This is a genomic window from Microbacterium sp. ZXT2-5 (assembly GCF_055329545.1).
Genome location: NZ_JBUZWD010000001.1, coordinates 2,284,936 through 2,308,457, shown reverse-complemented (window position 1 = coordinate 2,308,457; position 23,522 = coordinate 2,284,936). Strand labels below are relative to the sequence as shown.

Annotated in this window: 25 protein-coding genes; 11 read left to right on the top strand and 14 right to left on the bottom strand. The window is 68.0% G+C overall.

Annotated elements, in window-relative coordinates:
* The first annotated feature begins 164 nt into the window (after window positions 1-164).
* Both pgi and ACZBH1_RS10070 read left to right on the top strand, forming a co-directional pair.
* Window positions 165-1,847, top strand: coding sequence for a glucose-6-phosphate isomerase (gene pgi / locus ACZBH1_RS10075; RefSeq protein ID WP_463646297.1), 1,683 nt, complete (start codon window positions 165-167; stop codon window positions 1,845-1,847).
* 251 nt (window positions 1,848-2,098) lie between these two features.
* Window positions 2,099-3,013: an aggregation-promoting factor C-terminal-like domain-containing protein gene (locus ACZBH1_RS10070; RefSeq protein ID WP_336394709.1), complete on the top strand. Its 915-nt coding sequence runs from the start codon at window positions 2,099-2,101 to the stop codon at window positions 3,011-3,013.
* An 84-nt stretch (window positions 3,014-3,097) separates the two neighbouring features.
* Here the strand turns inward: ACZBH1_RS10070 and ACZBH1_RS10065 are convergent, their stop codons facing one another.
* Both ACZBH1_RS10065 and ACZBH1_RS10060 read right to left on the bottom strand, forming a co-directional pair.
* On the bottom strand, window positions 3,098-3,805 hold the full coding sequence (locus ACZBH1_RS10065) for a DUF899 domain-containing protein (RefSeq protein WP_463646296.1): 708 nt from the start codon (window positions 3,803-3,805) through the stop codon (window positions 3,098-3,100).
* A gap of 207 nt (window positions 3,806-4,012) precedes the next feature.
* Entirely contained in the window at window positions 4,013-4,672 is a 660-nt protein-coding gene (locus tag ACZBH1_RS10060) for a Pr6Pr family membrane protein (protein WP_463646295.1), read from the bottom strand.
* An 80-nt stretch (window positions 4,673-4,752) separates the two neighbouring features.
* Here ACZBH1_RS10060 and ACZBH1_RS10055 point away from each other — a divergent pair, with 80 nt between their 5' ends.
* The gene (locus tag ACZBH1_RS10055) at window positions 4,753-5,271 is read left to right on the top strand and encodes a hypothetical protein (RefSeq protein WP_463646294.1); all 519 of its coding nucleotides are present in this window, start codon (window positions 4,753-4,755) and stop codon (window positions 5,269-5,271) included.
* A 2-nt stretch (window positions 5,272-5,273) separates the two neighbouring features.
* Here ACZBH1_RS10055 and ACZBH1_RS10050 read toward each other — a convergent pair whose 3' ends face one another.
* Window positions 5,274-5,849, bottom strand: coding sequence for a hypothetical protein (locus tag ACZBH1_RS10050; protein WP_463646293.1), 576 nt, complete (start codon window positions 5,847-5,849; stop codon window positions 5,274-5,276).
* A 126-nt stretch (window positions 5,850-5,975) separates the two neighbouring features.
* Between ACZBH1_RS10050 and ACZBH1_RS10045 the strand changes: the two genes are divergently transcribed.
* A complete protein-coding gene (locus tag ACZBH1_RS10045) occupies window positions 5,976-7,058 on the top strand; it encodes a hypothetical protein (RefSeq protein WP_463646292.1) in 1,083 nt (360 codons plus the stop codon).
* 16 nt (window positions 7,059-7,074) lie between these two features.
* Here the strand turns inward: ACZBH1_RS10045 and ACZBH1_RS10040 are convergent, their stop codons facing one another.
* The 5 genes from ACZBH1_RS10040 to ACZBH1_RS10020 form a co-directional block, all read right to left on the bottom strand.
* On the bottom strand, window positions 7,075-8,103 hold the full coding sequence (locus ACZBH1_RS10040; protein WP_463646291.1) for a hypothetical protein: 1,029 nt from the start codon (window positions 8,101-8,103) through the stop codon (window positions 7,075-7,077).
* 41 nt (window positions 8,104-8,144) lie between these two features.
* Window positions 8,145-9,134, bottom strand: coding sequence for a TniB family NTP-binding protein (locus ACZBH1_RS10035; RefSeq protein WP_463646290.1), 990 nt, complete (start codon window positions 9,132-9,134; stop codon window positions 8,145-8,147).
* A complete protein-coding gene (locus tag ACZBH1_RS10030; RefSeq protein WP_463646289.1) occupies window positions 9,131-11,122 on the bottom strand; it encodes a Mu transposase C-terminal domain-containing protein in 1,992 nt (663 codons plus the stop codon). The genes ACZBH1_RS10035 and ACZBH1_RS10030 overlap by 4 nt, the downstream gene beginning before the upstream one ends.
* Window positions 11,119-11,853, bottom strand: a complete 735-nt coding sequence (locus ACZBH1_RS10025) for a TnsA-like heteromeric transposase endonuclease subunit (RefSeq protein WP_463646288.1) — start codon at window positions 11,851-11,853, stop codon at window positions 11,119-11,121. Before ACZBH1_RS10025 ends, ACZBH1_RS10030 begins: the two co-directional genes overlap by 4 nt.
* Before the next feature lie 669 nt (window positions 11,854-12,522).
* Window positions 12,523-14,322, bottom strand: coding sequence for a DUF2207 domain-containing protein (locus ACZBH1_RS10020; RefSeq protein WP_463646287.1), 1,800 nt, complete (start codon window positions 14,320-14,322; stop codon window positions 12,523-12,525).
* Between the two features lie 42 nt (window positions 14,323-14,364).
* On the opposite strand from ACZBH1_RS10020, the gene ACZBH1_RS10015 reads away from it, so the two are divergent.
* Window positions 14,365-14,805: a MarR family winged helix-turn-helix transcriptional regulator gene (locus tag ACZBH1_RS10015; RefSeq protein ID WP_336394706.1), complete on the top strand. Its 441-nt coding sequence runs from the start codon at window positions 14,365-14,367 to the stop codon at window positions 14,803-14,805.
* A 16-nt stretch (window positions 14,806-14,821) separates the two neighbouring features.
* On the opposite strand, the gene ACZBH1_RS10010 is transcribed toward ACZBH1_RS10015, so the two are convergent.
* A complete protein-coding gene (locus ACZBH1_RS10010) occupies window positions 14,822-15,556 on the bottom strand; it encodes an ABC transporter permease (RefSeq protein WP_463646286.1) in 735 nt (244 codons plus the stop codon).
* A complete protein-coding gene (locus tag ACZBH1_RS10005; protein ID WP_463646676.1) occupies window positions 15,553-16,392 on the bottom strand; it encodes an ABC transporter ATP-binding protein in 840 nt (279 codons plus the stop codon). The genes ACZBH1_RS10010 and ACZBH1_RS10005 overlap by 4 nt, the downstream gene beginning before the upstream one ends.
* Window positions 16,393-16,499: 107 nt before the next feature.
* Between ACZBH1_RS10005 and ACZBH1_RS10000 the strand changes: the two genes are divergently transcribed.
* Together ACZBH1_RS10000 and ACZBH1_RS09995 are read left to right on the top strand one after the other, a co-directional pair.
* Entirely contained in the window at window positions 16,500-17,084 is a 585-nt protein-coding gene (locus ACZBH1_RS10000; RefSeq protein ID WP_336394704.1) for a thymidine kinase, read from the top strand.
* A gap of 27 nt (window positions 17,085-17,111) precedes the next feature.
* Window positions 17,112-18,305, top strand: a complete 1,194-nt coding sequence (locus tag ACZBH1_RS09995) for a low temperature requirement protein A (protein ID WP_463646285.1) — start codon at window positions 17,112-17,114, stop codon at window positions 18,303-18,305.
* A 111-nt stretch (window positions 18,306-18,416) separates the two neighbouring features.
* Here ACZBH1_RS09995 and ACZBH1_RS09990 read toward each other — a convergent pair whose 3' ends face one another.
* The 3 genes from ACZBH1_RS09990 to ACZBH1_RS09980 all read right to left on the bottom strand — a co-directional run bounded on the left by ACZBH1_RS09990 (window position 18,417) and on the right by ACZBH1_RS09980 (window position 21,057).
* Window positions 18,417-18,875 (bottom strand): Hsp20/alpha crystallin family protein, encoded by a 459-nt coding sequence (locus ACZBH1_RS09990; protein ID WP_336394702.1) that lies wholly within the window; start codon window positions 18,873-18,875, stop codon window positions 18,417-18,419.
* Window positions 18,876-18,983: 108 nt separating this feature from the next.
* Complete coding sequence (locus ACZBH1_RS09985; protein WP_463646284.1) at window positions 18,984-20,585, bottom strand: L-serine ammonia-lyase, iron-sulfur-dependent, subunit alpha; 1,602 nt, start codon at window positions 20,583-20,585, stop codon at window positions 18,984-18,986.
* 103 nt (window positions 20,586-20,688) lie between these two features.
* Window positions 20,689-21,057 (bottom strand): VOC family protein, encoded by a 369-nt coding sequence (locus ACZBH1_RS09980; RefSeq protein ID WP_336394700.1) that lies wholly within the window; start codon window positions 21,055-21,057, stop codon window positions 20,689-20,691.
* A gap of 110 nt (window positions 21,058-21,167) precedes the next feature.
* On the opposite strand from ACZBH1_RS09980, the gene ACZBH1_RS09975 reads away from it, so the two are divergent.
* Together ACZBH1_RS09975 and ACZBH1_RS09970 are read left to right on the top strand one after the other, a co-directional pair.
* Window positions 21,168-21,335 carry a hypothetical protein gene (locus ACZBH1_RS09975; RefSeq protein WP_336394699.1) on the top strand — a complete coding sequence of 56 codons (168 nt, stop codon included), beginning with the start codon at window positions 21,168-21,170 and terminating at the stop codon, window positions 21,333-21,335.
* 63 nt (window positions 21,336-21,398) lie between these two features.
* Entirely contained in the window at window positions 21,399-21,587 is a 189-nt protein-coding gene (locus ACZBH1_RS09970; RefSeq protein ID WP_336394698.1) for a hypothetical protein, read from the top strand.
* Window positions 21,588-21,617: 30 nt separating this feature from the next.
* Here ACZBH1_RS09970 and ACZBH1_RS09965 read toward each other — a convergent pair whose 3' ends face one another.
* Window positions 21,618-21,824, bottom strand: coding sequence for a dodecin family protein (locus ACZBH1_RS09965; protein ID WP_194396520.1), 207 nt, complete (start codon window positions 21,822-21,824; stop codon window positions 21,618-21,620).
* A 197-nt stretch (window positions 21,825-22,021) separates the two neighbouring features.
* Here ACZBH1_RS09965 and ACZBH1_RS09960 point away from each other — a divergent pair, with 197 nt between their 5' ends.
* Together ACZBH1_RS09960 and ACZBH1_RS09955 are read left to right on the top strand one after the other, a co-directional pair.
* A complete protein-coding gene (locus ACZBH1_RS09960) occupies window positions 22,022-22,489 on the top strand; it encodes a transglycosylase SLT domain-containing protein (protein ID WP_336394697.1) in 468 nt (155 codons plus the stop codon).
* Window positions 22,486-23,463, top strand: coding sequence for a cation diffusion facilitator family transporter (locus ACZBH1_RS09955; protein WP_336394696.1), 978 nt, complete (start codon window positions 22,486-22,488; stop codon window positions 23,461-23,463). Before ACZBH1_RS09960 ends, ACZBH1_RS09955 begins: the two co-directional genes overlap by 4 nt.
* Window positions 23,464-23,522: the final 59 nt, after the last annotated feature.

Genomic DNA, 23,522 nt, shown 5'->3' with positions numbered 1-23,522 from the left:
CCCCGACGGACGATCGCGTCGGCACACCGTCGAGCAGCGGGATGCGACACGTCCGGGTGGCCCGGAAGCGCACCGACGGACGGGAGGTCGGACTCACAACGCACACGATCCGGCCGTGAGCAACACGAAACCGTGCCGCCGACCGGCGCGAGTACGGTAGTGGCGTGACTGCTCCCGTCGATGCCACCGCCACGTCCGCCTGGGCCGAGCTCAGCTCCCTCCGCGACTCGTTCGCCCCCGACCTGCGCGAGTGGTTCGCGATCGATCCCCGCCGCGCGGAGCGTCTCAGCTTCGAGCTGGCCGACCTCCACGTCGACCTGTCGAAGAACCTCGTCACCGACGGGATCCTCGCCGCCCTCGTGCGCCTGGCGGAGCAGACGGGGGTGGCCGAGCGCTACGCCGCGATGATCGCCGGTGAGCACATCAACACCACCGAGGACCGCGCGGTGCTCCACACGGCGCTGCGGCGCCCCGCGGGCGCGCAGCCGGCCCTCGTCGTGGACGGGCAGGACATCGACGCCGACGTCCAGTCCGTGCTGACGGCGATGACCGCCTTCGCCGACCGGGTGCGCTCCGGCCAGTGGAACGGCGTGACCGGCAAGAAGGTCACGCACATCGTCAACATCGGCATCGGCGGATCGGACCTCGGTCCCGTCATGATCTCGGCCGCGCTCGAGCCGTACGCGACGGCCGGGATCCAGGCCCGCTTCGTGTCGAACATCGACCCCTTCGACCTCGCGAGCAAGACGAAGGACCTCGACCCCGAGACGACGCTCTTCATCGTCGCGTCGAAGACGTTCACCACGCTCGAGACGCTGACGAACGCGCGCCTCGCCCGGGACTGGCTGTGGGCCGGGCTCCAGGGTTCCGGGGCGATCGACGGCACCGAGGAGCAGAAGACGGATGCCGTCGCCCACCACTTCGTCGCGGTCTCGACCGCGCTCGACAAGGTCGCCGCCTTCGGCATCGACCCGGTGAACGCGTTCGGCTTCTGGGACTGGGTGGGCGGCCGCTACTCGGTGGACTCCGCCATCGGGCTGTCGCTCATGATCGAGCTCGGACCCGACGTGTTCCGCGAGCTCCTGGCCGGCTTCCACGCCGTCGACGAGCACGTTCGCACGACCCCCCTCGAGCGCAACGTGCCCGTGCTGATGGGCCTCCTCAACGTCTGGTACTCGAACTTCCTGGGCGCGCAGTCGCACGCGGTCCTTCCCTATGCCCAGCAGCTCAGCCGCTTCGCCGCCTACCTGCAGCAGCTCACGATGGAGTCCAACGGTAAGTCGGTCCGCTGGGACGGCTCCCCCGTCACCACCGACACCGGCGAGGTGTTCTGGGGGGAGCCGGGGACGAACGGGCAGCACGCGTTCTACCAGCTCATCCACCAGGGCACGCGGCTGATCCCCGCCGACTTCATCGCCTTCGCGAACCCCGCGTACCCGCTCGAGGACGGCGGCCGAGACGTGCACGGGCTGTTCCTGTCGAACTTCCTGGCGCAGACGAAGGCGCTCGCGTTCGGCAAGACCGCAGCGGAGGTGGAGGCCGAGGGCACGACAGGCGCGCTCGTGGCGGCCCGCACCTTCGCCGGCAACAAGCCGACCACGTCGATCTTCGCGCCCGCGCTGACCCCCGCCGTGCTCGGTCAGCTCGTCGCGCTGTACGAGCACATCACCTTCACGCAGGGCGTCATCTGGGGCGTCAACTCGTTCGACCAGTGGGGCGTCGAGCTCGGCAAGCAGCTCGCTCTGCAGATCGCGCCCGCGATCGAGGGCGACGAGTCGGCGATCGCGGCTCAGGATGCCTCGACCCGCGCCCTGCTCGCGTACTACGCCGCCCACCGAACGGTCTAGCGAAAAGCGTCGGAGGGGCGGATGCCGGGAGGATCGGCATCCGCCCCTCTTGTCTGATCCCCTGGCGAGAGGTGGATTTCCGGCGTCCGGATCAGCACTTCTGCGGGAAAGCGCTCTGAGGTTCCGTTCAGCAAACGGCCGGGAGTCGTCCAGACGGGATGAGGCAGAATCGGGGACTTGTGTGTCCGACCCGAGGGCGCACGGGCGCCGGTACCCGCGGCGCGATACCCGAGAGATTCGTTACGTTCCCCATGCATACAGACCAGTCGCCTGCTCCCTCCCGTCGCTCCCTCCGCCGCCGTCACCGACTCTTCGGCCCGGCCGTCGCCACCGGCACCGCCTTCGGCATCATCCTCACCGCGGGCCTCACTCTCGCCTCCCCCGCCCTCGCGGCCGCCGCCCCGCTGGCCGCCACCGCGATCGCCACCGCCGCCGCGCCGGATGCCGCCGCCGAGACCCTCCGCGACATCCGCGTCGAAGCCCAGGGCACGCTCCTGGCCGCTCGCGTCGCGCAGACCGAGGCCGATGCCCTCACGGCCGACATCGAGGCCTCGGGTCTCGACATCGGCGTCGAGGACACCACGATCGAGACGTCGGCGCTGCACGATGCCGCCGAGCGCCTCTCGAAGCTCGACGTCGTGCCCATGCTGCTCATCCCCGGTCTCGCCGCCGACGCCACGGCCGTCACCGCCGAGGTGCAGGAGCGCGTCGCCGACCTGCGCGGGCACCTCGACGCGGCCAAGGAGAAGAAGGCCGCCGAAGAGGCCGCCGCCGCAGCCGCCGCTGCTGCCGCCGCCGAGGCGCAGCGCCAGGCGGAGGCGGCCGCTGCCGCCGCGGCCGCGCTGGCCGCCGCCAACACCGTCGACGGCGCGAAGGCCACGGCCCGCCAGATGGCGGCGTCGCAGTACGGCTGGGGCGACGGCGAGTTCTCGTGCCTCGACTCGCTGTGGGACAAGGAGTCCGACTGGAACTATCAGGCCTACAACGGCTCGAGCGGCGCGACGGGCATCCCCCAGTCGCTCCCGGGCGACAAGATGGCCAGCTTCGGCTCCGACTGGCAGACCAACGCGACGACGCAGATCGCGTGGGGCCTGGATTACATCAAGCGCGCCTACGGCACACCGTGCGCCGCGTGGGGACACAGCCAGGCCACGGACTGGTACTGACCGGCGCGCGCTGATCGGCGCGCTCGGATGACGGATGCCGCACCCCGGCCGCAGTCGCGGGGTGCGGCATCCTCGTCTTGAGGCTCAGTCGCGACGGGCCGAGCCGGCTCCGTAAAGCTCTGCCACCTGCTGCGAGCTGAGCCAGCCGTCGAACGTGTCCGATCGCGGCCAGCCCTCCGGAGAGTCCTGCCAGGACTCCTGCCGTCCGAACGGGAGGAGATCGATGAGCGGGAAGGTATGGCTCAGCTGCTCGGTGCCGCGGCCGTCGGTGTGCCACGTGCGGTACACCGTGTCGCCGTCGCGGAGGAAGACGTTCACCGCAAACCCGCCGCCGGCCGGCGCATCCATGTCGGCGCCGAACGGGCTGTCCGCCGTCGAGAACCACTCCATCCGGTTCCCCGTCCTCTCCTTGTAGGCCAGCGCCTCGTCGATCGGCCCCGTCGTGACGATCACGAAGCGGGCATCGTACGGCTCGAGGAACTCCAGCCGGGTGAACTGCGAGGTGTACCCGGTGCAGCCGGGGCAGTGCCATTCCTTCCCCTCGAACCACATGTGGTGGTACGTGATCAGCTGCGTCCTGCCGTCGAAGACGTCGACGAGCCGCAGCGGCCCGTCCTTCCCGACGAGCATGTAGTCCGGCAGCTCCACCATCGGCAGGCGCCGCCGCAGCGCGGCGATGGCGTCGAGCTCACGAGTGGCTGCCTTCTCGCGGACACGGAGCTCGGCGAGTTCTCGGCGCCACGACTCGGCGTCGACGACGGGCGGAAGAGCGTGGTCGGTCGTGCTCGGCATCGGAACCTCCGAGTGTGCGGATACGTATGTTCACACTGTACACATCCCGACGCCGTGGTCAAGTGTCCAATGACAGTGAATCTGTAGTTTCTGCCATCGATGTTGTGGCTGAGATCCCGCACGATTTCACCTCTCGGTGACCGTTGCTCGGGAGCTTTGCGTCGGCTGTCTGACAACGAGCCTGTAGGCGGTCGGACAGTCGATCAGCTAGACGGGGCTCGACGCCAGTACCCGAGCGCGCAGGACCAGGCCACGCACGCGCGAGCCCGCCCAGATAGCTGAACCAGCTGCAAGAAGCGCAAGCAAGAGTCCTACCGAATGCCCGACGAGCGCTGCGGCGCCGCGCTCGGGTAGCAGGAACCCGTAGGGCACCCACCCGTCTGTAGCTCCGCGAATAAGGACGACCGTGAGCCAACCGACCGGATATGGCAGGACGATCCATAATCTGCGCCAGGGAAGAGGCGCACGATCTCCGACGATCAACCAGTCGCCCAAGACGAAGAGTGGGAAGCCCACGTGCAGGACGGCGCTCACCCAGGCGGGCGCCGTTCCAGTCCCGGGTACAAGCACGTTGTAGATCACAGCGACCACGACGAGGCATGCCGCTGCGACGCCCCGTGCGGACATGAGCCAACTGGGCACGGGTCTGCCAGCAACCATGAGTGAACCTGTTGCTACAAAGACGATGCTCGCGAGCAGACTGGTTTGGTTCGTGAAGTAGCCGAAGTAGTCGAAGGGGTTCGTGTCTCCCACGGATATGCGCCCTACAAAGGTCAGCACCAGAACGAACACCACGAGAATGGCGACGCAGATGCGCGTCAGCCCAACGATGAGCATCGCGCGTCGATCGGCAACGGAGGAAGACACGTAGACCAGCGTAGGTAGGCTCTGACCCGAACGACGAAAGGTGGCCAATGGTGATCAGGAGATGGGTTCTCTCAGTCAGCGTGACCGTGGCGGCGCTCGTCGGATGTTCCGGATGCGCGACGGTTCCCGCCGCTCCGGGCGCGGTTGGCGAGAACTACCCCGGCACCTGCATGCCGTCCGAGCTGTCGTGGCCCACAGACTTCCTGGAGTCCCTACCGGGCGAGTCGGACGCTGTCGGCGGGAGCATCGTCGGTTTGCGACTCGAGTACGTGGATTCGCGATGGGTCTGGCGACTTCGCAGCGCTGACACCAGACACGACGTGCTCGGCGAGCAGAAGAACGACCCGAGCTACGGCCGAGAGTCGATCGTGGATGTCCGCACCCTCGAGACACTCGCCTCGCACGAGGTGGAGCTCACTGAGGCCGAGCAGCAGCTCTCCGGGAGCGGCATCCTCGATGCCGCTCAACGCTCAGGCGAAGAGTGGCCGAGCCCATTGATCATCGAGATGGCCCGCGCGATGGAGGGCGGCGAGCCCGAGTGGCGCATCACGACCTGCGACACGGAAACGAACGAGTATTCCGTGCTGGTTTTGCCCTGACCTCACCCTTGGCCCGGTGCACCGTACTGCCCGCCGTCCGGCAACGCAGGGCAGGACGCCTCGGCTGTCTGCGCTGCGACCTCGGCGCGCACCGCGACGCCGTTTGTGGTCTTCTCGACGGTGTAAACGATTCCCTCCTGTGCACCCTCGGCTGGGATGTACCCCACGATCGCCGATTGGATGCCGGGATCGTCGGGGACCGCCCCCACCGAAGTCGAGATGAGATCTGCAGTCGAATTCGCGCGAAGCCAGTTCGCAGTTGCGCTCACGGTTGCGTCAGGAATTGACCAGAACCCCTCCAGCTCAGCGACGGGACCACAGGGCCAGCCCGTGTACGAGCTGAACGTCGCCACGCTCGCATCGGCAGGGACCGCACCGGGGGGGAGCGCTGCGGAATTGAGCCATGCGCGCGCTTGCGCCTGCGCTTCAGGGTCGGTGCTCCCCATCGTGGCGATCGCCGCCGATTCACTAGGCGAGGATGACGGTGAGGTGGCAGCCGACGCCGCACTCCCCGCTCCCGTATCGGCCGTTGCGCAGCCGGTCAGGCTGAACGCGATCAGCGAGGTGAGCAGAAGCACTAAGCGGGGCCGCATATGACCCACCCTAAAGGGCGGGTCCGAACAGCATCGCGAGGTGAACCGCGCGCGATAGCCTCGCGTAGATCGTGCAGCTGCGCGTCAGATTGGTCCTCATAGGATGGCGGGGTGTCTACCGCCCCTCTCGTCAAAAACGATGGTGAGACAGCCTCACGGTCGCGGCGCGGACGCAAGATCGTGGTCCTGATCGCTGGTGCGATTCTGTGCAGCGCGATGATCATCCTCACAACGCTGCTTTCCATCTCCACGGCATCTGACGGCGCGACTTCAGTCCTGATCGGCACACTTGACTCCGATCGACTCGGAGGCCTCGCGCTCATCGCCGCGCTGGGAGCACTGGCCGTGGGCCTGTGTGCCATCCCTGTTCCTCGCGTCTGGCTCCTTCTCCTCGTTCCTGCGCGAATCGCGGCAATCGGGGCGACTGGGCTCGCGGGCGTCGTGTGGTTACTCACTTCCTCGGCAACCGTCGTGCCACTGGTGGCCAGCGGCTGTGAGACCGGATACGTCATCGAAGAGGAGTCGTTTCTTTTCGCGGCGTGGGGGACCGTGTCCCGAAGGGATGGTCTGCTGGTCACCACCGTCGACCAGTTCACCGCTGATGACGGTTACCACCCCTTCGCGGACGGCGCCTACACCGTGGTCGATACGGGCGATTCGCTCGAGGTCTGGTACAGCTTCGCCTTCGACTACTCGGCAACGCCGGTGTCCGCCGACGGCAACCCGGCGTTCACGCTCCCGAAGCTCACCGACCGCACGCTTTCTTGCGGGTTCAGCGCCGGCGCACGGACACCGATTCCTTCTACGCCAGCAGCGCCGACCTACGACACGGATGAGGCACGAGCAGGCCTCCGAAACATGGTCGCAGCGTCATTGGACGCAGCGGTCGGCCCGGTGCGCGACTCCGCAGGGGGGCTACTCGACCCCGCTGAGCTCTCGGTAGTGTCGACCACGTGCGGTGAGAACGGTACGCAAAGCGGACTCGGGATCACGTTCGCGACCGCGGACAATGGCTCCTCACTGGCACGAATCCTCCAGGTCTGGGACGCGGAGGGCTACTCCGCAGATCGAGCCATGCAGGAGGACATCCGCTACAGCGACGCGCTGCCGGTGGAGAAGATGAGCATCCGCGACTCGTCGACGATCGACGGATTCATCCATATGCAGGTCACATCCCGGTGCAGCGTCGACTAGTGCGCCGCGCCCACCTTCAGCTTGCGGACTCGTCGGCCAGGTCCGGCACCGACCTTCGACGCGAGAGCACCCGACTTGAAGGAACGGCAACTCCCGGCGTATAGGGCAGGATTTGGATCCTCACGGTGCTGAGGTGGCGGAGCAAGCAGGAACGGTGCCGTTGCGACGAGGCGATGAGTGCCTTCTCGAGGTTCGCGGGGCGTGTGTTGTGCGCGTTCTGGCGCATGCCGAACGCGGTCTCGACGGCCAGCTTCCCTCGCGCCACGATCCGTTCAGCAACCTGATGGAGCCGTGGGGTCGTGCAGCCGTTCATGACGGTGACGACTGCGGCTTCGAGAGCCCAGACTTGCTCTGCAAGGCTGAATCGCGGGCTCAGAAGGTAGCTCGCGAAGGACAGGTCGGTGATGATCGTGGTCAAGCGCACGATTTCGGGGTAGGCCGCGAGGAACACGTTGTCGGCATCGAGCGAGTCGACCCCGATCGTTGCCATTCGATCGGCGATTCTCCCCTCGGCGCGCTCCTCGATCGACCAGTACCGAATGAGAGAAGCGGCCAGTTGGAGCTCGCCGGTAGTGAGTCCGATGCCGCGCTTCCAAAGCGTGCCGGACAGGCAACGCTCAGCGTGGGCGTACTCCGGGAACGGGGTGAGGTCGATGTCAGCCCCGTCAATGTGCCAGCGCTGATGGCGGTTGCAGACCGCGCCTCCCCTTCTACGCACCGAAGTCTGCTCACCTCTCGCGCATCGACGGCAGGCAGTTCGCGCCGCCTGCGTGTACCCGCAGCGTTTGCAGAGCGTCGGCTGCCAGGCATAGTGCTGGCAACGGACATACATCGCGTTCCTGCGGGCAGCGTCCCCGAAGTGCCCGGGCTTGATACCGCCGAGCCGCTCTACCCACGCTGCAGCGCGCTCGAGGTTGGGACGTGTGGGCGACAGCCCAGCGAGGTCCGTGACGTGCAGCCGAAGATCGCGGGGAGTGAGGGCGTTGGCGGTGGCGAGCCGGCCGAGGAATCCTGTGATGGTTTCGGCGGCGAGGGGCTGCACCATCACTGGTAGCGGGCGCAGGCTCCCCACCGGCGTCGGCACCCTCATGTTGTCGCGGGCATCTGGTCAGGCGCGGCAACCGGAACAGTGCCGAAGGCGGTGTCCAGGTCGAGGCGTTCGGTGCCGTTGTCGATGGCCTCCATCGCGAGCATGTGCACCATCCCGGCGAGATCGCCGATCACACCGCCCGTCGCGGCGTGGAGATGACTCGCGTGGCGCAGAATCGCTCCGGGATGCTGGTCGATGAGTCCGAGTGAGTTCTCGATCGCGACAAGGAGATCTGCCCATCCCGCTTTGCCTTTGCCTGTGTTCTCAAACTTGTGCAGGTTCAGGATGTCGAATCGGCTGCTGATCTGCCGTCCGCGTGTACCGTCCAGCAACCCGCTGGCTTCAACATCGACTCCGGCGTAAACGAAGGTGCCGGGGCACTTCTCGGACAGCTGCTTGAGAGTGTCGGATGCCTCGCCCATCTGCTTGTACTTCTGGTTGATGTTGTGGATCTCGTCGACGATGATCAGCTCGGTTCCGCACGCAGCGATGACGCTGGCGACGGTGTTCATCAGCTCGCCCGTGTTGTAGTGCGCGCGCACGGGGAGGCCGAGGAAGTGGGCGAACTCTCCGAGCATCAGTTTCGGGGTGCAGGACGGCGGCACCGACACGTAGATCACCGGGATCGAGTTGCCGCCACCGGCGCGTCCGATGTCGCGGCGGCGACGCTCGAACCTGCGGGCGATATGCGAGACGGTGGTGGTCTTGCCGATGTTCGGCTCCCCCGACACGATCACGCCGAGCTTGCCGTGCGACTTGTACTGGTTGAGCATCAACCGTCGCAGAATCTCCGTCTCGATCGCCGCGAACTGCGCCGTGTTCACCACCGGGCCGCGGATCATGAACTGCTTGCGGGCTTCACGGTTCATCGCGCGGTCGGCCGGCGGGAGCGCGTGCAGTTCGTCGCGCGTGATGGGAAGCGGCTTGTCCAGAGTCTCGCTGACGAATGCGGACCAACCTTCCCGCGTACTGATGGCCTGGGTCATGTCAGCCGCTCCCACACCCCGTCGTCATCTGTGAGCAGCGAGAACCCGCCGCCGCGTTCCCAAATGACCTCGTCTCCGTCAGGCGCGGTCGTTGGTGTCTCCCGGGCGATCGTCTTCGAGACACCTGTCATGTGCATGGGATCGCGGTTGACCTCGGCCGCGCGGACCGCGCGATTGCGCTCTTTGCCGGGCCTCACCCATTGGGCGCGCTTCATCCGGTCTGCAAGGTATGCGGCCTCTTCGCGGGTCGCCGTGTCCGCGGCCGTGTCGACAGCGTGGGCCGCTTGCCAGATCTCTCCTCCCATCGGCTCGTCGAGGAGATCGCCAACACACCGGAAGGGTACGAACTCGTCACCGTGCTCCACCCACACGAACAGTGGATTGTGCGGGTCGTAGCGGATCACGCAAGGTCGGGTGGCGCCCTCTCCGCCCGCTCCAGCAGCTCGAAGCTCGGTGAGGCGGTTCGAGCGATAGACGCGCCGTGCGTGATTGATCCCGTAGTCCTGCAGCGTGCAGGTCTTGGCGGGAAGGAATCCGATGAACTCGTCCAGGCCGAAGGGGACGTGCAGCTCGGGTGCGATCCGCCGGTAGGCGCGGAACATCTCGTTCGGTGTGAGTGCACGCCCCGGGAGCATGGGATCGGACAGACCAGCGTGCGGTCGGTTCTGCCACTCGATCGCGATCCAGTCTTCGAGCAGCTCCTGCAGCTGGTTGAGGGCGAGTGCCCTATCGGTCGGTTCGTCTCTGCCGCGGCGCTCGACGCTGCCACCGGTGAAGCCCTCCAAGTACTGCACGAAGCCGTCCTTGATTGCGTCGAAGCCGCTCTCGACATGCGGTTTGTCGGTGCCGGTCTCATGCGCCGCATGGATGAGCGAGATGCCCGCTCGCTCACAGCCCCGGCGGAATGCCTCGGATCGATAGATCTTGCCGTTGTCGGTCGTGATCGTCTCGGGGAAAATGTACGGCTGCGCGAGCCGGTGGTGGTCCAGTCGCTCCTGATCGATCATGAATCGGCCAGTCCATGTAGCCGCAACACGCTCCCGCTGCTCCCGCGCGCCCGGCGGCCGCAGCTCGTAGGGTGTCAGCGCCCGCGCGAGCACGCCCGCGAGATCTGCCGAGTTCGTTGCGACTGCCCGCACGACTCCCGCAAGGATGGAGCGGCACGAGACGTCGTGGATGACCGTCAGCTCCGCGCGGTTCAGCCGACCGTCCAGCAACCGCGATGGCACGTCGATCACCGTGGAATCGATCTGCACATGCTCCCCCGGTCGAAGCGAACCGTGCACTCCGAACGCTCTACCGGGTTTGTTGGCGGACGATTGACGTGACTTGGCGGAGCCGTTCAGCTTTCGGGCCGTGGGATGGGCCGCGACCATCCGGTACAGCGTGCGCTGACTGGGAATGTCGATCGCATCGCCGTAGTCCTCCTCCAGCATCCATCGCAGTCGGTCGAGTGTCCGGCTCGTCGTGCCCGACGATCGCGTCGTCCCCTTCTCGCCGAGCTCGCTCAGCGCCATCCCGATACGAGAGTCGATGTCTCGCTTCCCGCGGTTGAGGTGCCGCGCGTCAATAAGCCCGAGTACACCTTCCGCGCAGTAACGGTGGAACTTGCGGCGGACCGTCTCCAACGAGGTCACGGACGTGAGACTCGACATCGCCGTGCGCACGTCCTCAAAGAAGAACTTGGCCGGCTGCCCGTTGTCGACCGCGGCCTTGACCACGGCGAATTGCTCGGCCCAAGCGTCGACAATGCGTCTCTCGTCTTCGTCGAGTCCGTCGAGGACGCGGGCTGCCGAGCCTGTCGCCGAATTGGTGCGCTCCGCATGCCAGATCACGGTTGGCAACCTGACCAGTTCATCGGCGTCGACGACCCGCGTGAAGTCACCCTCCAGAGAGCGGAGAGTGACGTGTCGGTAGTCAGCGGCAATGATCGTGAACCGCTCCTCGTCCCAGGTCAGCGTCACACCGATGCCGACCCGCACGATCACGCCGCCTTCGCGACCGTCGTCAACGACAAGCGTCGCGAGGGGTCGAAGATCAGATCCCTCCACCACAACGCGGAGTACACGACCCCCAGCGGCTGAGGCGCTACGCCCTCCATCATGCTCGCCCACTCCGACAGCCGCGCGGACTCGCCGGAGTGCGCACGCATCACATCCACACTCGCCGCGTCGCGCCACCGGTCGTACCGGTAGCCGGACAGGAAGCGAAGATTGCGGCCTTCGCTCTCACTGATGTCATGCACGACGAAGTAGTCCCACCCCAGTTCTCCACACAGGGCCGAGGTCCAATCGAATGCTTCGACGTCATCCGGCTTGATGCGCGGCAGTGGCTTCACATCGATCACCGCGGCCGATCCATTGCGGAAGCGGACGAAGAAGTCGGGCGCGTGGCGTCGAGGTGTTCCCGCCCAGTCAATCCACATCGGCTGAGACGCGATCGCAGCGACAGCAGGGTCGCGGTCCATCTGCATGAGGGCGACCCGTTCGTACAACGACTCGAACCAGACATGTCCGCCTGTCGTGGCGGCCCAGTACTGACCGGTGTAGTTCTTCTTGTGCTTCCACGACTTCGGGGTGCGAACCTTGTCGACGGCCTCGAAAGCCACATCACGCACGTCAGCAGAATCACGGCGATGATCCACGCCAAGAACGACGTACTCAATCTGAGCGTGCGGGACTTTCACCGCAGCCGCGGGTTCCCAACGCTTCAACGACATCTGCTCTCCGATCTCGACGAGATGTTCAGTTGGAGAGTCCTCTGACGCCGCCAGAGTACGACCGACCAGATACCCAGCCGGCGAGACACGCCCGCGGTCGGACGAGGAGCCCGCAGAAACTACAGATGGGTTGGCAGAAACTACAGGTCGATTGTCACGACCACAGAATCGATGGCAAAAACTACAGATGGGTTGTCATCGGACATCAAGGGCCGCGTCGCTCGGCTCGGCGCGGACGCGCGGCCCGCACTCTCAGCGAATTCATCACAAGAAGATAACGGCGAAAGCTTCCCTCTGTTACCTCGTCGTTATAGAGTGCTTGCACGGTAGTTGTTTTGCTGTGGCAGCTGCCGACATGTGATTGCAGGACACTCTTGGTGCAAGGGACAAGGGCCGGTCGGTAGCCTCTCCGACCGGCCCTCACCCTGTGCGGACACTTCCTCCCACCCCTGGCCGCGATCCATCACGAAGACATAACGACGAGTGCTTGCCACCGTTACCTGGTCGTTATAGAGTGCTTGCACGGTAACTGTTTTGCTGTGGCAGCTGCCGACATGTGATTGCAGGACACTCTTGGTGCAAGGGACAAGGGCCGGTCGGTAGCCTCTCCGACCGGCCCTTACTCTTGCCGCGACCCGGATCAATGCGACGAAGGAGCGTTGATGCGGGTCACACTCCGCCGCCTCCGCCGCCGCCCCCGCCGCCGCCGGCGGACCCGCCGCCGGACGAGCCGCCGGAGGACGACGAAGACGCGGCCGAGGCGGAGAGGGTCGAGATGCCCGCCGAGAACGCCGCGGCGTTGAAGCCCGAGGTGCCCGCGTACCAGGTCGGCGAGTTGCCCTCGCCGTAGAGGACCGCGAGCTCCTTCGACCACTCCTTCTCCTGCCCGAACACGACCGCGTACGGCAGGAGGGTCTCGTAGAGCCTGAGCTTCACACGCGGATCGGAGATGTCGACCGCAACCCGCTCTGCGCCCTGCGGCGACTGCAGCATGCGGATGCGGTCGGCCTCTGCCCATTCGATGAACTGCTTCAGCCCCCCGAGGTGGTCGCGCGCCTCGGCCCCGGCGGCGGTGAGCGGCCTGCGCGCGACCATCGCCCCGACGATGATCGCGACGAACGCGGCGACGATGATCAGCATGATCGGCCACAACGGATTCACGAAGGCGGCGAGTGCGCCGAGGCCGAGCAGGAGCACCAGCACCGCCGAGCCGATCGCGATGACGATCGGCCACACCCGGGCCTTGAGCGGCACCGCACGTCGCAGGCCGCGCGTCCCGAGCTCCAAGGCGGCCGCCTTGAGCACCTTCTGTGCGGTGGTGGAGAACCGCGTGTCGGTGCGGCCGAACTCGAACTCCTCCCCCGGCACGCCACTGGGGAAGAGGCCGGGCAGCAGCATCCGTCCATCCCCGTCCGCGAGCGCGGGGTTCACCAGCACGGCCTTCAGCCGCGTGCCGCCGAACCACTTCGGGGGACCCTCCTCGATGCGGATGCTGCCGACCACCGCCTGCTCGAGCACCTCGGCCGGGATCGCCTTGGTCGTGCGGCCCAGCAGCACGGCGCTCTCGAGCGCGTCGATCCCGCGCGGCGGCGTGTACTCGGCGATGATCACGGGTCGCCCCGGATCGTCGCGCAGGTGACGGACGCGCGCGACCGCCGCGAGCGCGAGCGCGCTCCCGAGGCCCACCAGCGCGACGCCGGCCTGCAGCCAGCCCCACGGCGACGCGAAGTACGAGGAATCGAACTCGGTGAACGTGTCGGGTTCGAACCCGATCGCGATCGTCATGGTCTGGTACGGCTGAAGACCCTCGACGGATGCCACGACCGCGCCTGCGTCGTCGCGGATGGGGCACGTCTGGTCGTCGCCCTGCTGCCCGAAGTAGCACGCCTGTGCGCCGGTGCGCGCGGCGGCGAGCTCGTCGGGCATCGTCACGCGCGCCGTCACGCGACCGAACGGCTGCGGCCACGCGGTGCCGTTGACGTCCCAGTAGAACTCGTCCGCGCCGGTGTCGGCGAAGTACCGCGTGACGTTCTCGAGCGTGTAGGTGAAGACGTACGTCTGGACCCCGTGCACGTAGCCGTCGGCTCGGGACGTCATGATGTAGAACCCGTCCTCGGACTCCGTCTCCGCCGCCCGCTCGGCGCCGCTCTCGTCGGTGATCGACACGAGCTGCGGGTTCAGTGGTGCCCCTTGATACGAGTCCGGGATGATGCGGCGCATCCCCCGGTTCTGGTCGATGTCGGGGAACCGGGCGACGAAGGTCTCGACGACGGTGAGCGTGCTGGTGCCGTCGCCTGTGCGGCCGAGCTGGTACTCGACGTCGAGGCTGTCGAACGAGAAGTCGTCGACGCCGGCGTGCGCCGGTACCGGCATGGCGAGCGCGAGCAGCAGACCGGCGAACACGGCGAGCGCGAGGCCGGCGATCCCGAGTCGCCGTGCGCGCGAAGGCACGGCAGCAGAAGTCCCCATGGGGCCAGCCTAGGGTCGACCCGAGGCTCTAATCTGGACGCTATGACCGATCGCCGCCTCGCCATCGACGCCTGGGAGAGTCTCTTCCGCGCGCAGCACGAGGTGTTCGGCGACATCAACGACGACTTCCACGACGACAGCCTGAGCCAGGCCGAGTACGACGTCCTGCTCACGGTCACCCGAGCCGCCGACATGACCGCGCGCCTGCGCGACGTGACGGCGAACATGCTCATCAGCCAGCCCAGCGTCTCGCGGCTGGTCGACCGCATGGTGACGCGCGGGCTGCTCACGAAGTGCGCGGATCCCGACGACGGCCGCGGAGCGCTCGTCACCGCGACGGATGCCGGTGCGTCGCTGTTCCGCCGGATCGCGAGCGCGCACGGACGTGCGATCGCCGAGCGGATGTCGCTGCTCTCGGACGACGAGCTCGCTCAGCTGCGCGACCTCACGGCCAAGCTGCGCAAGAAGCAGCCCAGCTGCTGAGCCGCGGGCCGGTCCGTCACGGTGTGCGACGGCGGAGCGTGAGGGACGCCAGGATGAGCGAGCCGACGGCGAACGCGACCACGACGAGCAGTGGCCCGAACACGTCCCATCCCTCGTCTCCGGCCGTCACCGCGTTGATCGTGTCGATCGCATAGCTCAGCGGCAGCACCTTCGAGATCTGGTACAGCGCGTCGGGCATGTCCTCGCGCGGCATGAACAGGCCGCCGAGGATGATCTGCGGGAACACGATCAGCGGCATGAACTGCACCGCCTGGAACTCCGTCCGCGCGAACGCGCTCGCGAACAGTCCGAGCGCGCTGCCCAGGATCGCGTCGACGACGGCCACGAGGCCGAGCTGCCAGAGCGGTCCGTCGACGTCGAGCCCGCACACCCACACCGCGAAGGTGACGGTGACGATCGCCTGCAGGGTCGCCATCAGCCCGAAGGCGAGGCCGTACCCCAGGATGAAGTCGGTCTTGCGGATCGGGGTCGTCATCAGGCGCTCGAGCGTGCCCGACCTGCGCTCGCGGAGGGTCGTGATCGAGGTGATGAGGAACATGACGATGAACGGGAAGAGCGCCAGGATGGCCCCCCCGAACTGGTCGAAGACGCCGTCCAGATCGCTGAACAGCCACGCGAACAGCCCGACCAGCAGGCTCGGGGCGACGAGCATCAGGGCGATCGAGCGCGGGTCGTGGCTCAGCTGCCGGAGCACGCGGCCGGCGGTCGCGACCGTCAGGGTGCCGTTCACGGCGCACCCCCGTCCTTCGCGCGTCGCGCGGGCGCGTCCGCGTTCCGGCGTGCCTCACGGCGGGTCAGGGCGTGGCCTTCGTGGGCGTCGGCCGGGGCGTCCTGCGCCCGCCGCAGCGCGTCCTGCTGGACGAGCGCGAGGAACGCGGCATCCGGATCCGTCTCTCCGGTGTCGGCGAGCAGACCGCCGGGGGTCGTGTCGGCGATGATGCGCCCTGCCCTCATCAGCACCAGCCGGTCGCACCGCAGCGCCTCGTCCATGACGTGACTCGACACGATGAGCGTCGCCCCTGCGTCGGCGAGTGCGCGGAAGACGTCCCAGAGCTCGGCGCGCAGCAGCGGGTCCAGGCCCACCGTCGGCTCGTCCAGCACGAGGAGCTCCGGCGCGCCGAGCATCGCCACACCGAGCGAGACCCGCGTCTCCTGGCCGCCGCTGAGGGAGTCGATGGTCTGATCGCGCTGGTCGGCGAGCCCGACCTGCTCGATGACGCGGTCGACGTCCGAGCGGTGGGCGCCGACGAGCCGGGCGAAGTACCGCATGTTCTGCCGGATGGTGAGGTCGCCGTAGACCGAGGCCGCCTGAGTGTCGTACGACACCCGCCGGCGCAGCGCCGCCGATCCGGCCGGCTCCCCCAGCACGGTGACGGTGCCGCCCTCGACCTTCTGCACGCCCACGATCGCGCGCATCAGTGTGGTCTTGCCGCAGCCGGACGGTCCCAGAAGGCCCGTGATCTCTCCGCGCGGAACTTCGAGATGAAGGTCCCTGAAGACCTCGGTGGTGCCGCGCCTCACGTGCAGCCCGCGCACCGTGACGGCATCCGCTGCAGGCATATTCATCACGTGTGAACAGTGACCCCGCGGCGGCACGCCGTCAAGAGGTCCGGAGACGCAGGCCCGGAGTCCGGGCACCGCGTCCGGTGATGGACGGCCGTAGGGTGGGCGCCATGCACACACGCAACCAGGCCAGGCTGCAGGTGGTGGCCGGTCCGATGTTCGCCGGCAAGTCCGAGGAGCTGCTGCGGCGGGTCCGCCGCGCGCGCATCGCCGGGCTGTCGGTCGAGGTGCTCAGCCATGCGCTCGACGATCGGCGCGGCGAGGGTCAGGTCAGCTCCCATTCGGGACTCAGCGTGGCGTCGAGGCCGGTCGCCGACGTCGCCGGGCTCGTGTCCGCCGTGCGCGGCAGGGACCTGGATCTCGTCGCCGTCGACGAGGCGCAGTTCTTCGGTCCCGAGCTCGTCGGCGCCGTGGACGGGCTGGTCGCCGACGGCGTGGACGTCGTGGTGTCGGGCTTGTGCGTCACGTTCGACGGGGAGCCCTTCGAGCCCCTCCCGTCGCTGATGGCGATCGCCGAGGACGTGATCAAGCTGACCGCGGTGTGCGCCGTGTGCGGGGAGGACGCCGCATTCCATCAGCGGATCTCGGCAGCGGATGCCGGTGACGCAAGGATCCCGACCCGCGCGCAGATCGGCGGCATCGAGTCCTATCAGGCCCGCTGCCGCCGGCATTTCACCGGCCGCGGGAGCCGGTGAACGAGGGCCGCAGTGCCAGGATGAGGCATGACCTTTGGGCTGGCGCGCGATGTGATGCGCCCGACCGACTCGCCGCGCGCCGACCGCGTCACCTATGTCGAGCTCTTCTTCGACCTCGTCTTCGTGTTCGCCCTGACGCAGCTGTCGAGCTATCTCGCCGAGCACCAGAATCCGGCGGGCCTGCTCGAGGGCGTGATCATGGTGTGCGCCCTGTGGTGGGCGTGGGTCTCGACCACGTGGGTCACGAACTGGCTCGACCCCGTCGCGCTGCCCGTGCGCGGCGTGGTGATCGGCCTCGCCTTCGTGGCCCTGGTGATGAGCGTGGCGATCGCGGAGGCGTTCGGCGAGCGGGCGTGGGCATTCGCCCTCGCCTACGTCGTGCTGCAGATCGGCCGCACGGCGTTCATCGTGTGGGCGACGCGTCGCCATGACCGCCAGGTGTCGCACGACTTCACGCTGGTGCTGGTCTGGACGGCTGTGGCCGCGGGCCTGTGGATCGCCGGGGCACTGCTGCCGCTGTGGTGGCAGCTGCCGCTCTGGGCGGCCGCCCTCGCCGTGGAGCTCCTCGGCACCATCCTCGGCTTCCCCGTTCCCGGACGCGGCCGCGTGCTCATCGGCGCCTGGGACCTCTCCGGGCCCCATATCGCCGAGCGCACGGCCCTGTTCGTCCTCATCGCCCTGGGCGAGGGGCTCCTGGTCACCGGGTTCGCCTTCGTGGCGAAGGAGTCATCGGCCGAGTCCATCATCGCCATGGCGGCGGCGTTCGCCGCCGCGGCCGCCATCTGGTGGATCTACTTCGATCACGGCGAGCGCTTGGGCTCGGAGGCGATCGAGGCGGCCGACGAGCCCGGCCGCCTCGCGCGGACGGCGTATACCTGGATCCACCTCGCCATCATCGGCGGGATCGTCGCGCTGAGCGTGGGCGACAAGGAGGCCCTCGCCCATCCGCGGGCAGCCGGCTTCGCGTCCACGGTCGCCGTGCTGCTGGGCCCGCTGCTGTTCCTGATCGGCTGCGTCCTCTTCCGGCGCGTGCTCGAGCAGCGGTGGGCGCGTGCCCAGCTCGCGGGCATCGCGGCGCTGCTGGTCGTCGGCGCGGTGGCGCTGGCCTCGGGCGGGATCGGTGCGCTGTGGCTCACCGTCGCCGCCTCCGTCGTGCTCGCCGGAGTCGCCGCGGGCGAGACGCTCGATCGCGTCCGCCGCGGCCGCCGCAGCGGAGGCTGAGCGGGCCCGGACCGGCTGCTGCGGCCTCGCTCCCGGGCCGTGCGGAAAGACGGGATGCCCCGTCCCCGGCGTGGGGACGAGGCATCCGTCGATCGTGTGCGGCTCAGCCGGTCACTGCTCGATGGGCTGCGGCGCGTCCGAGGTGGACTCGTGCGCCTGGATGGTGGGCGACGACCCCTCGGTCATCACCTCGACCTTGCGCGGCTTCGCCTTCTCGCTGACGGGGATCGTGACGCTCAGCACGCCGTTGTTGTAGCTGGCGGAGATGCTGTCGGTGTCGATCCCCTGGCCGAGGTTGAGCTGCCGCAGGAAGCTCGCGGCCTCGCGCTCACGGGTGATCCACTTGACGTCTTCGCCGCTGTGGAGGGTGCGCTCGGCGCGGATGGTCAAGAGCTGGCCGTCCACGTCGATGTCGACGGATCCCGGGTCGATGCCCGGCAGATCGGCGGTCAGGACGTAGTGGTCGCCATCGCGGTACAGGTCCATCGGCATGCGGCGCGGGCCGCGTCGCGTGTCGAAGAGACTCGACGCCAGACGATCGAGATCACGGAACGGGTCATACGTAGCCATGGTTGTCTCCTCTCGTTCTTGGAGTTGAGTCGAGTCGACTCAACTAATCACAGATTAGCACTCGAAGGGTGCGAGTGCTAGGTCCGCTGTTCGCCGTGAACGAACGCGTCAGCACTCGATAACGTTGACCGCGAGCCCGCCCTCGCTGGTCTCCTTGTACTTGTGCGACATGTCGATCCCCGTCTGCCGCATCGTCTCGACCACGGCATCGAGCGAGACGTAGTGCGAGCCGTCACCGCGCAGCGCGAGCCGCGCCGCAGTGACGGCGGTGGACGCCGCGATCGCGTTGCGCTCGATGCACGGAATCTGCACCAGCCCGCCGACCGGGTCGCAGGTGAGGCCGAGATGGTGCTCCATCGCGATCTCGGCCGCGTTCTCGATCTGGCGGTTGGTGCCGCCCATCACGGCGGTGAGCCCACCGGCGGCCATCGCGCACGCCGACCCGACCTCGGCCTGGCAGCCGCCCTCGGCCCCCGAGATCGACGCGTTCGCCTTGAAGAGAGAGCCGAGCGCCGTCGCGGTGAGGAGATACCGACGGATGCCGCGGCGACGGTTCGCCTCGGCGACCTCGCGCTCGTCCCACCCGGCGATCGCCTCGGGCGCGGCGGCATGCCCGTGGTAGCCGAGGAGGGCGCTGCCGACGAGCTCGCCGTACGGGGTGACCGCGTTGCCGGCGCCGAGCCCCGAATCGGCGAGGAAGCGCCACCAGTACATCGCCACGGCGGGCACGATCCCCGCGGCGCCGTTCGTGGGCGCGGTCACCACGCGGCCACCGGCGGCGTTCTCCTCGTTGACCGCGAGCGCGAAGGCACCGAGCCACTCCCCCGGGAGTTCGCGGCGACCGTCCGCTTCCGCCGTCTCGAGCTGTGCGCGGATGGCAGCGGCACGCCGCTTCACGCCCAGCATGCCCGGCAGCACGCCGTCGGCGCGCAGACCGGCCTGGACGCAGGCGGCCATCGCATCCCAGATGGCGTCCAGCCCCTCGGCGACCTGCTCCTCGCTGCGAAGCGCCGTCTCGTTGAGGCGGGCGGCCTCGGCGATCGTGAGGCCCCGCTCATCGCACAGCGCCAGCAGCTGCTCGGCGCTGTCGAAATCCATCGGGTACACGGACGCTGACGCAGTGGCGCCCGCGCCGGTCGACGGGTCACCCTCGCGGCGGATGAATCCGCCTCCGACCGAGTAGTACGTCTCGCGGGCGATGAGGCCGGCACCGGACACCGGCTCGATCTCGACCGTCGCGGCGGACGCGCCGGTCTCGCGGATGCCGGGACCGCTCAGCGCGCGTGCCGGGCCGTCGTCAGCGGATGCCCACGCCTCCAGCGTCATCGCGTTCGCGTGCGCGGGCAGCCTGGTCCGCGGCGCGAAGACGACGTCGTCGCGCCGGAACGGCACGGCGTGGACGCCCGCGACGGCGAGCGCCTCGCCGTCGGGCCATCCGCTCCACGCCGCACGGACGGCATCCGGATCCACCGTCTCGGGTTCGTGTCCCTGCAGGCCTGCGACCACCGCGTCCGGCGTGCCGTGGCCGATGCCGGTCGCGCCGAGCGAGCCGTAGAGCGTGCAGGTGACCCGCCGCACGCGGGGCAGCGCACCGCAGGCGCGCAGCCGCTCGGCGAAGTCGTGGGCCGCCCGCATGGGGCCGACCGTGTGGGAGCTCGAGGGTCCTACGCCGATGGAGAACAGCTCGAACGCCGAGACGTAGGCGCTCATCGCCACCAGGCTAAAGCACGCCCCGTGCGATCTGCAGGGCGTTACCGAGTCGATAGGAGCACGATGCGCGCATCACGGCGATTCCGCGAGGCAGTCTGTCGACTCACGCCGATGGCCGGAACGAGACGAGCCCCACCGTGTTGCCCTCGGAGTCCTTCACGAAGGCCTGCCACTCGTCGTGCCCGGCGGGCCCGAGCGTGTCGTCGGTGTGCGTGAAGATGACGTGCGGGGGCGAGACCACGTCCGCGCGGCCCCCGAGCCGCTCGAGTGCCCTGTCGACGTCGTCGACGCGGAGGTAGAGGAGAGACGGTGGGGCCGCGCGATCGAGCAGGAGCCGCACCCCGTCGAGGTCGAAGAAGAGGAGCCCGGGCGGATCGAAGACAGCGGTTGCAGGCGCTTCGAGCAGTGCGGAGTAGAAGGCCGCAGCACGCTCGAGATCCTCGGCGTGCTGCGCGACCTGCACGAGTCTCATGGCGTCATTGTGGCCCGCCCGTACGCGACGTGCCAGGCCGCACGCAACCCCCCTCGCGCCGGAGCGAATCGGGGAGTATTCAGGAGGGAATCGACCTCTGGAGGTGGACGATGCTGTTCGTCATCTATCTGATCCTGCTCATCGGCGGGATGGTGCTGTTGGGGATCTCGTTCTCGCTGCCGATCCTCTCGGCACCGGCGTTCGTGCTCGGCGTGCTGATCGTCTGCGGCGCGGTCGCGGTGCCGATCACGGCAGGGATCTTCGAGCAGCGGAGGTAGCGCGCGCCGTCTCCGCCAGGGCGCGTCGACGTACGCTGGGTTTCTTCCGCGAAGGGGGCTGCGATGTCCGTCCACGATGAGCACGTACCCGCACACCGGGTGCCCGGGCCCGGCGAGCCGGACATCCCGGAGATCGAACTCGACGAGACCATCGCTCCTCGGCCCGAGGAGGAGGCCGCCGACCTGCTGCGGGCGGAGCCGGACGTGGCGGATCACCGCGACAGCGCGCACGATGACCGAACACGGTCGTGAGCGCGTGGGGTCTTGATGGTGACGCCCGGCTTACTCCGGCACGTACTTGAACGAGAGCTGGATCCGGGTGCGGAACAGCAGCGCGCCGTCGTCGCCGACCACGACGTCCTGTTTCGTGACCTCCGCCACGCGCAGGTCGTGGAGCGACCCGGACGCTGTGGTGATCGCCTCTCGGGCCGCCTCCTCCCACGAGGACGCACTCGTGCCGACGACATCGATCACTCGGTAGACGCTCATCTCGACCTCCATCGCTCGATGCGGACAGGTCCATGATGATCGCGTGCACGCGCCGAGGGAAGGGGCCTCAGGATCAGCGCGACGTCGTTTCCGGCTGCGGTCCGGGATCGTCCGCATCATGAGGTCGACGGGGAACGATCGCGCCGCCTTCGTTGCGCCTCGCCGGGCCTTCGTAGGCGCGCGCCTATCGTGATGTCATGCGGAGAGTCCTGGCGCTGACGACATCGCTGCTCCTGCTGACCGGATGCGCCGCCGTTCCCGCGGATCCCCAAGGCACATTGGATCGCGTGTCGGGCGGCACCCTGAACGTCGGCGTGTCCCCCAACGGCGACTTCACCTCCGTCACCGGAGACGCGGTGGCCGGCTCAGAGGCTGCGCTTGTCGAGTCGTTCGCCGAGACGGTCGACGCGGAGATCGAGTGGACGGTCGGCTCCGAAGAGGCACTGGTGCGGGCGCTGGAGCGGGAGGATGTCGATCTCGTGATCGGCGGGCTGACTGATGCCACGCCGTGGGCGGACAAAGCGGGCGTGACGAGGCCGTACGGCGAATTCACCGACGAGGACGGGAAGAGGCACAAGCTCGTGATGCTGGTCCCGATGGGCGAGAACGCGTTCCTCACCAGCCTCGAGACCTTCCTCACGCACGAGGCTGCGAGGTTGCGATGAGCATCAGCTTCGGCAGGACCAAGCTGCCTGAGAAGCAGGTCCAGGTCCTGCATCGGGCCATCCGGCTCGAGTGGATCACGATCGGCTTTCTCGCCGTCAGTGTCATCCTCGTGTTCCTCGTGCTCGGCAACTCGCAGGCGATGAAGGCCGCCTGGCTCGAAGACCTGCTGTCATTCATCCCTCCGATCGCTTTCCTCATCGCGGTACGGATCAACCGGAGGCCACCCACTCCCGACCATCCCTACGGCTTTCACCGGTCGGTGGGGGTCGGGCATCTCGTGGCCGCGGTGGCGCTCACAGGGATGGGAACCTTCCTCATCATCGATTCGGGTACGGGGCTCCTTCGCGGCGAGCACCCGACGATCGGAACCGTCGTGCTGTTCGGCCAGGTGATCTGGCTCGGGTGGCTGATGATCGGCGTCATGGCCGTCATCGCCGTGCCACCCGTCATCATCGGGCGGGCAAAGCTGAAGCTCGCACGCGAGCTGCACAACAAGGTGCTCTACGCCGACGCCGACATGAACAAGGCCGACTGGATGACAGCGGCCGGTTCCATCGTGGGCGTCGCCGGCGTCGGCATCGGGCTCTGGTGGCTCGACTACGTCGCCGCACTCTTCATCTCCGGGAGCATCCTCCACGACGGCTTCCGCAATCTGCGCGCCGCGACCCTCGACCTGATGGATGAGCGCGCGACCACCTTCGACGACAAGAAGCCGCACCCCGTCGGCCGAGAGGTGGAGAAGTACCTTCGCGGACTGCCGTGGGTCGCCGAAGCGGGGTGCCGTACGCGCGACGAGGGGCACGTGTTCCACATCGAGGCGTTCGTCGTCCCGCGCGAGGGTCAGCCGCCTTCGATGGATCACCTCGAGAGCGCCCGGCTCGCGTGCATCGAGATCGACTGGAAAGTCCAGGACATCGTGCTCGTGCTCGTCCCCGAACTCCCGGATGTCGTGCAGCCGGAACCGGCCGTCTGACCCGGTCCCGCCACTCGACCGCATGGCAGCAGCCGGACGGCATGAGGAACAAGAAGGGA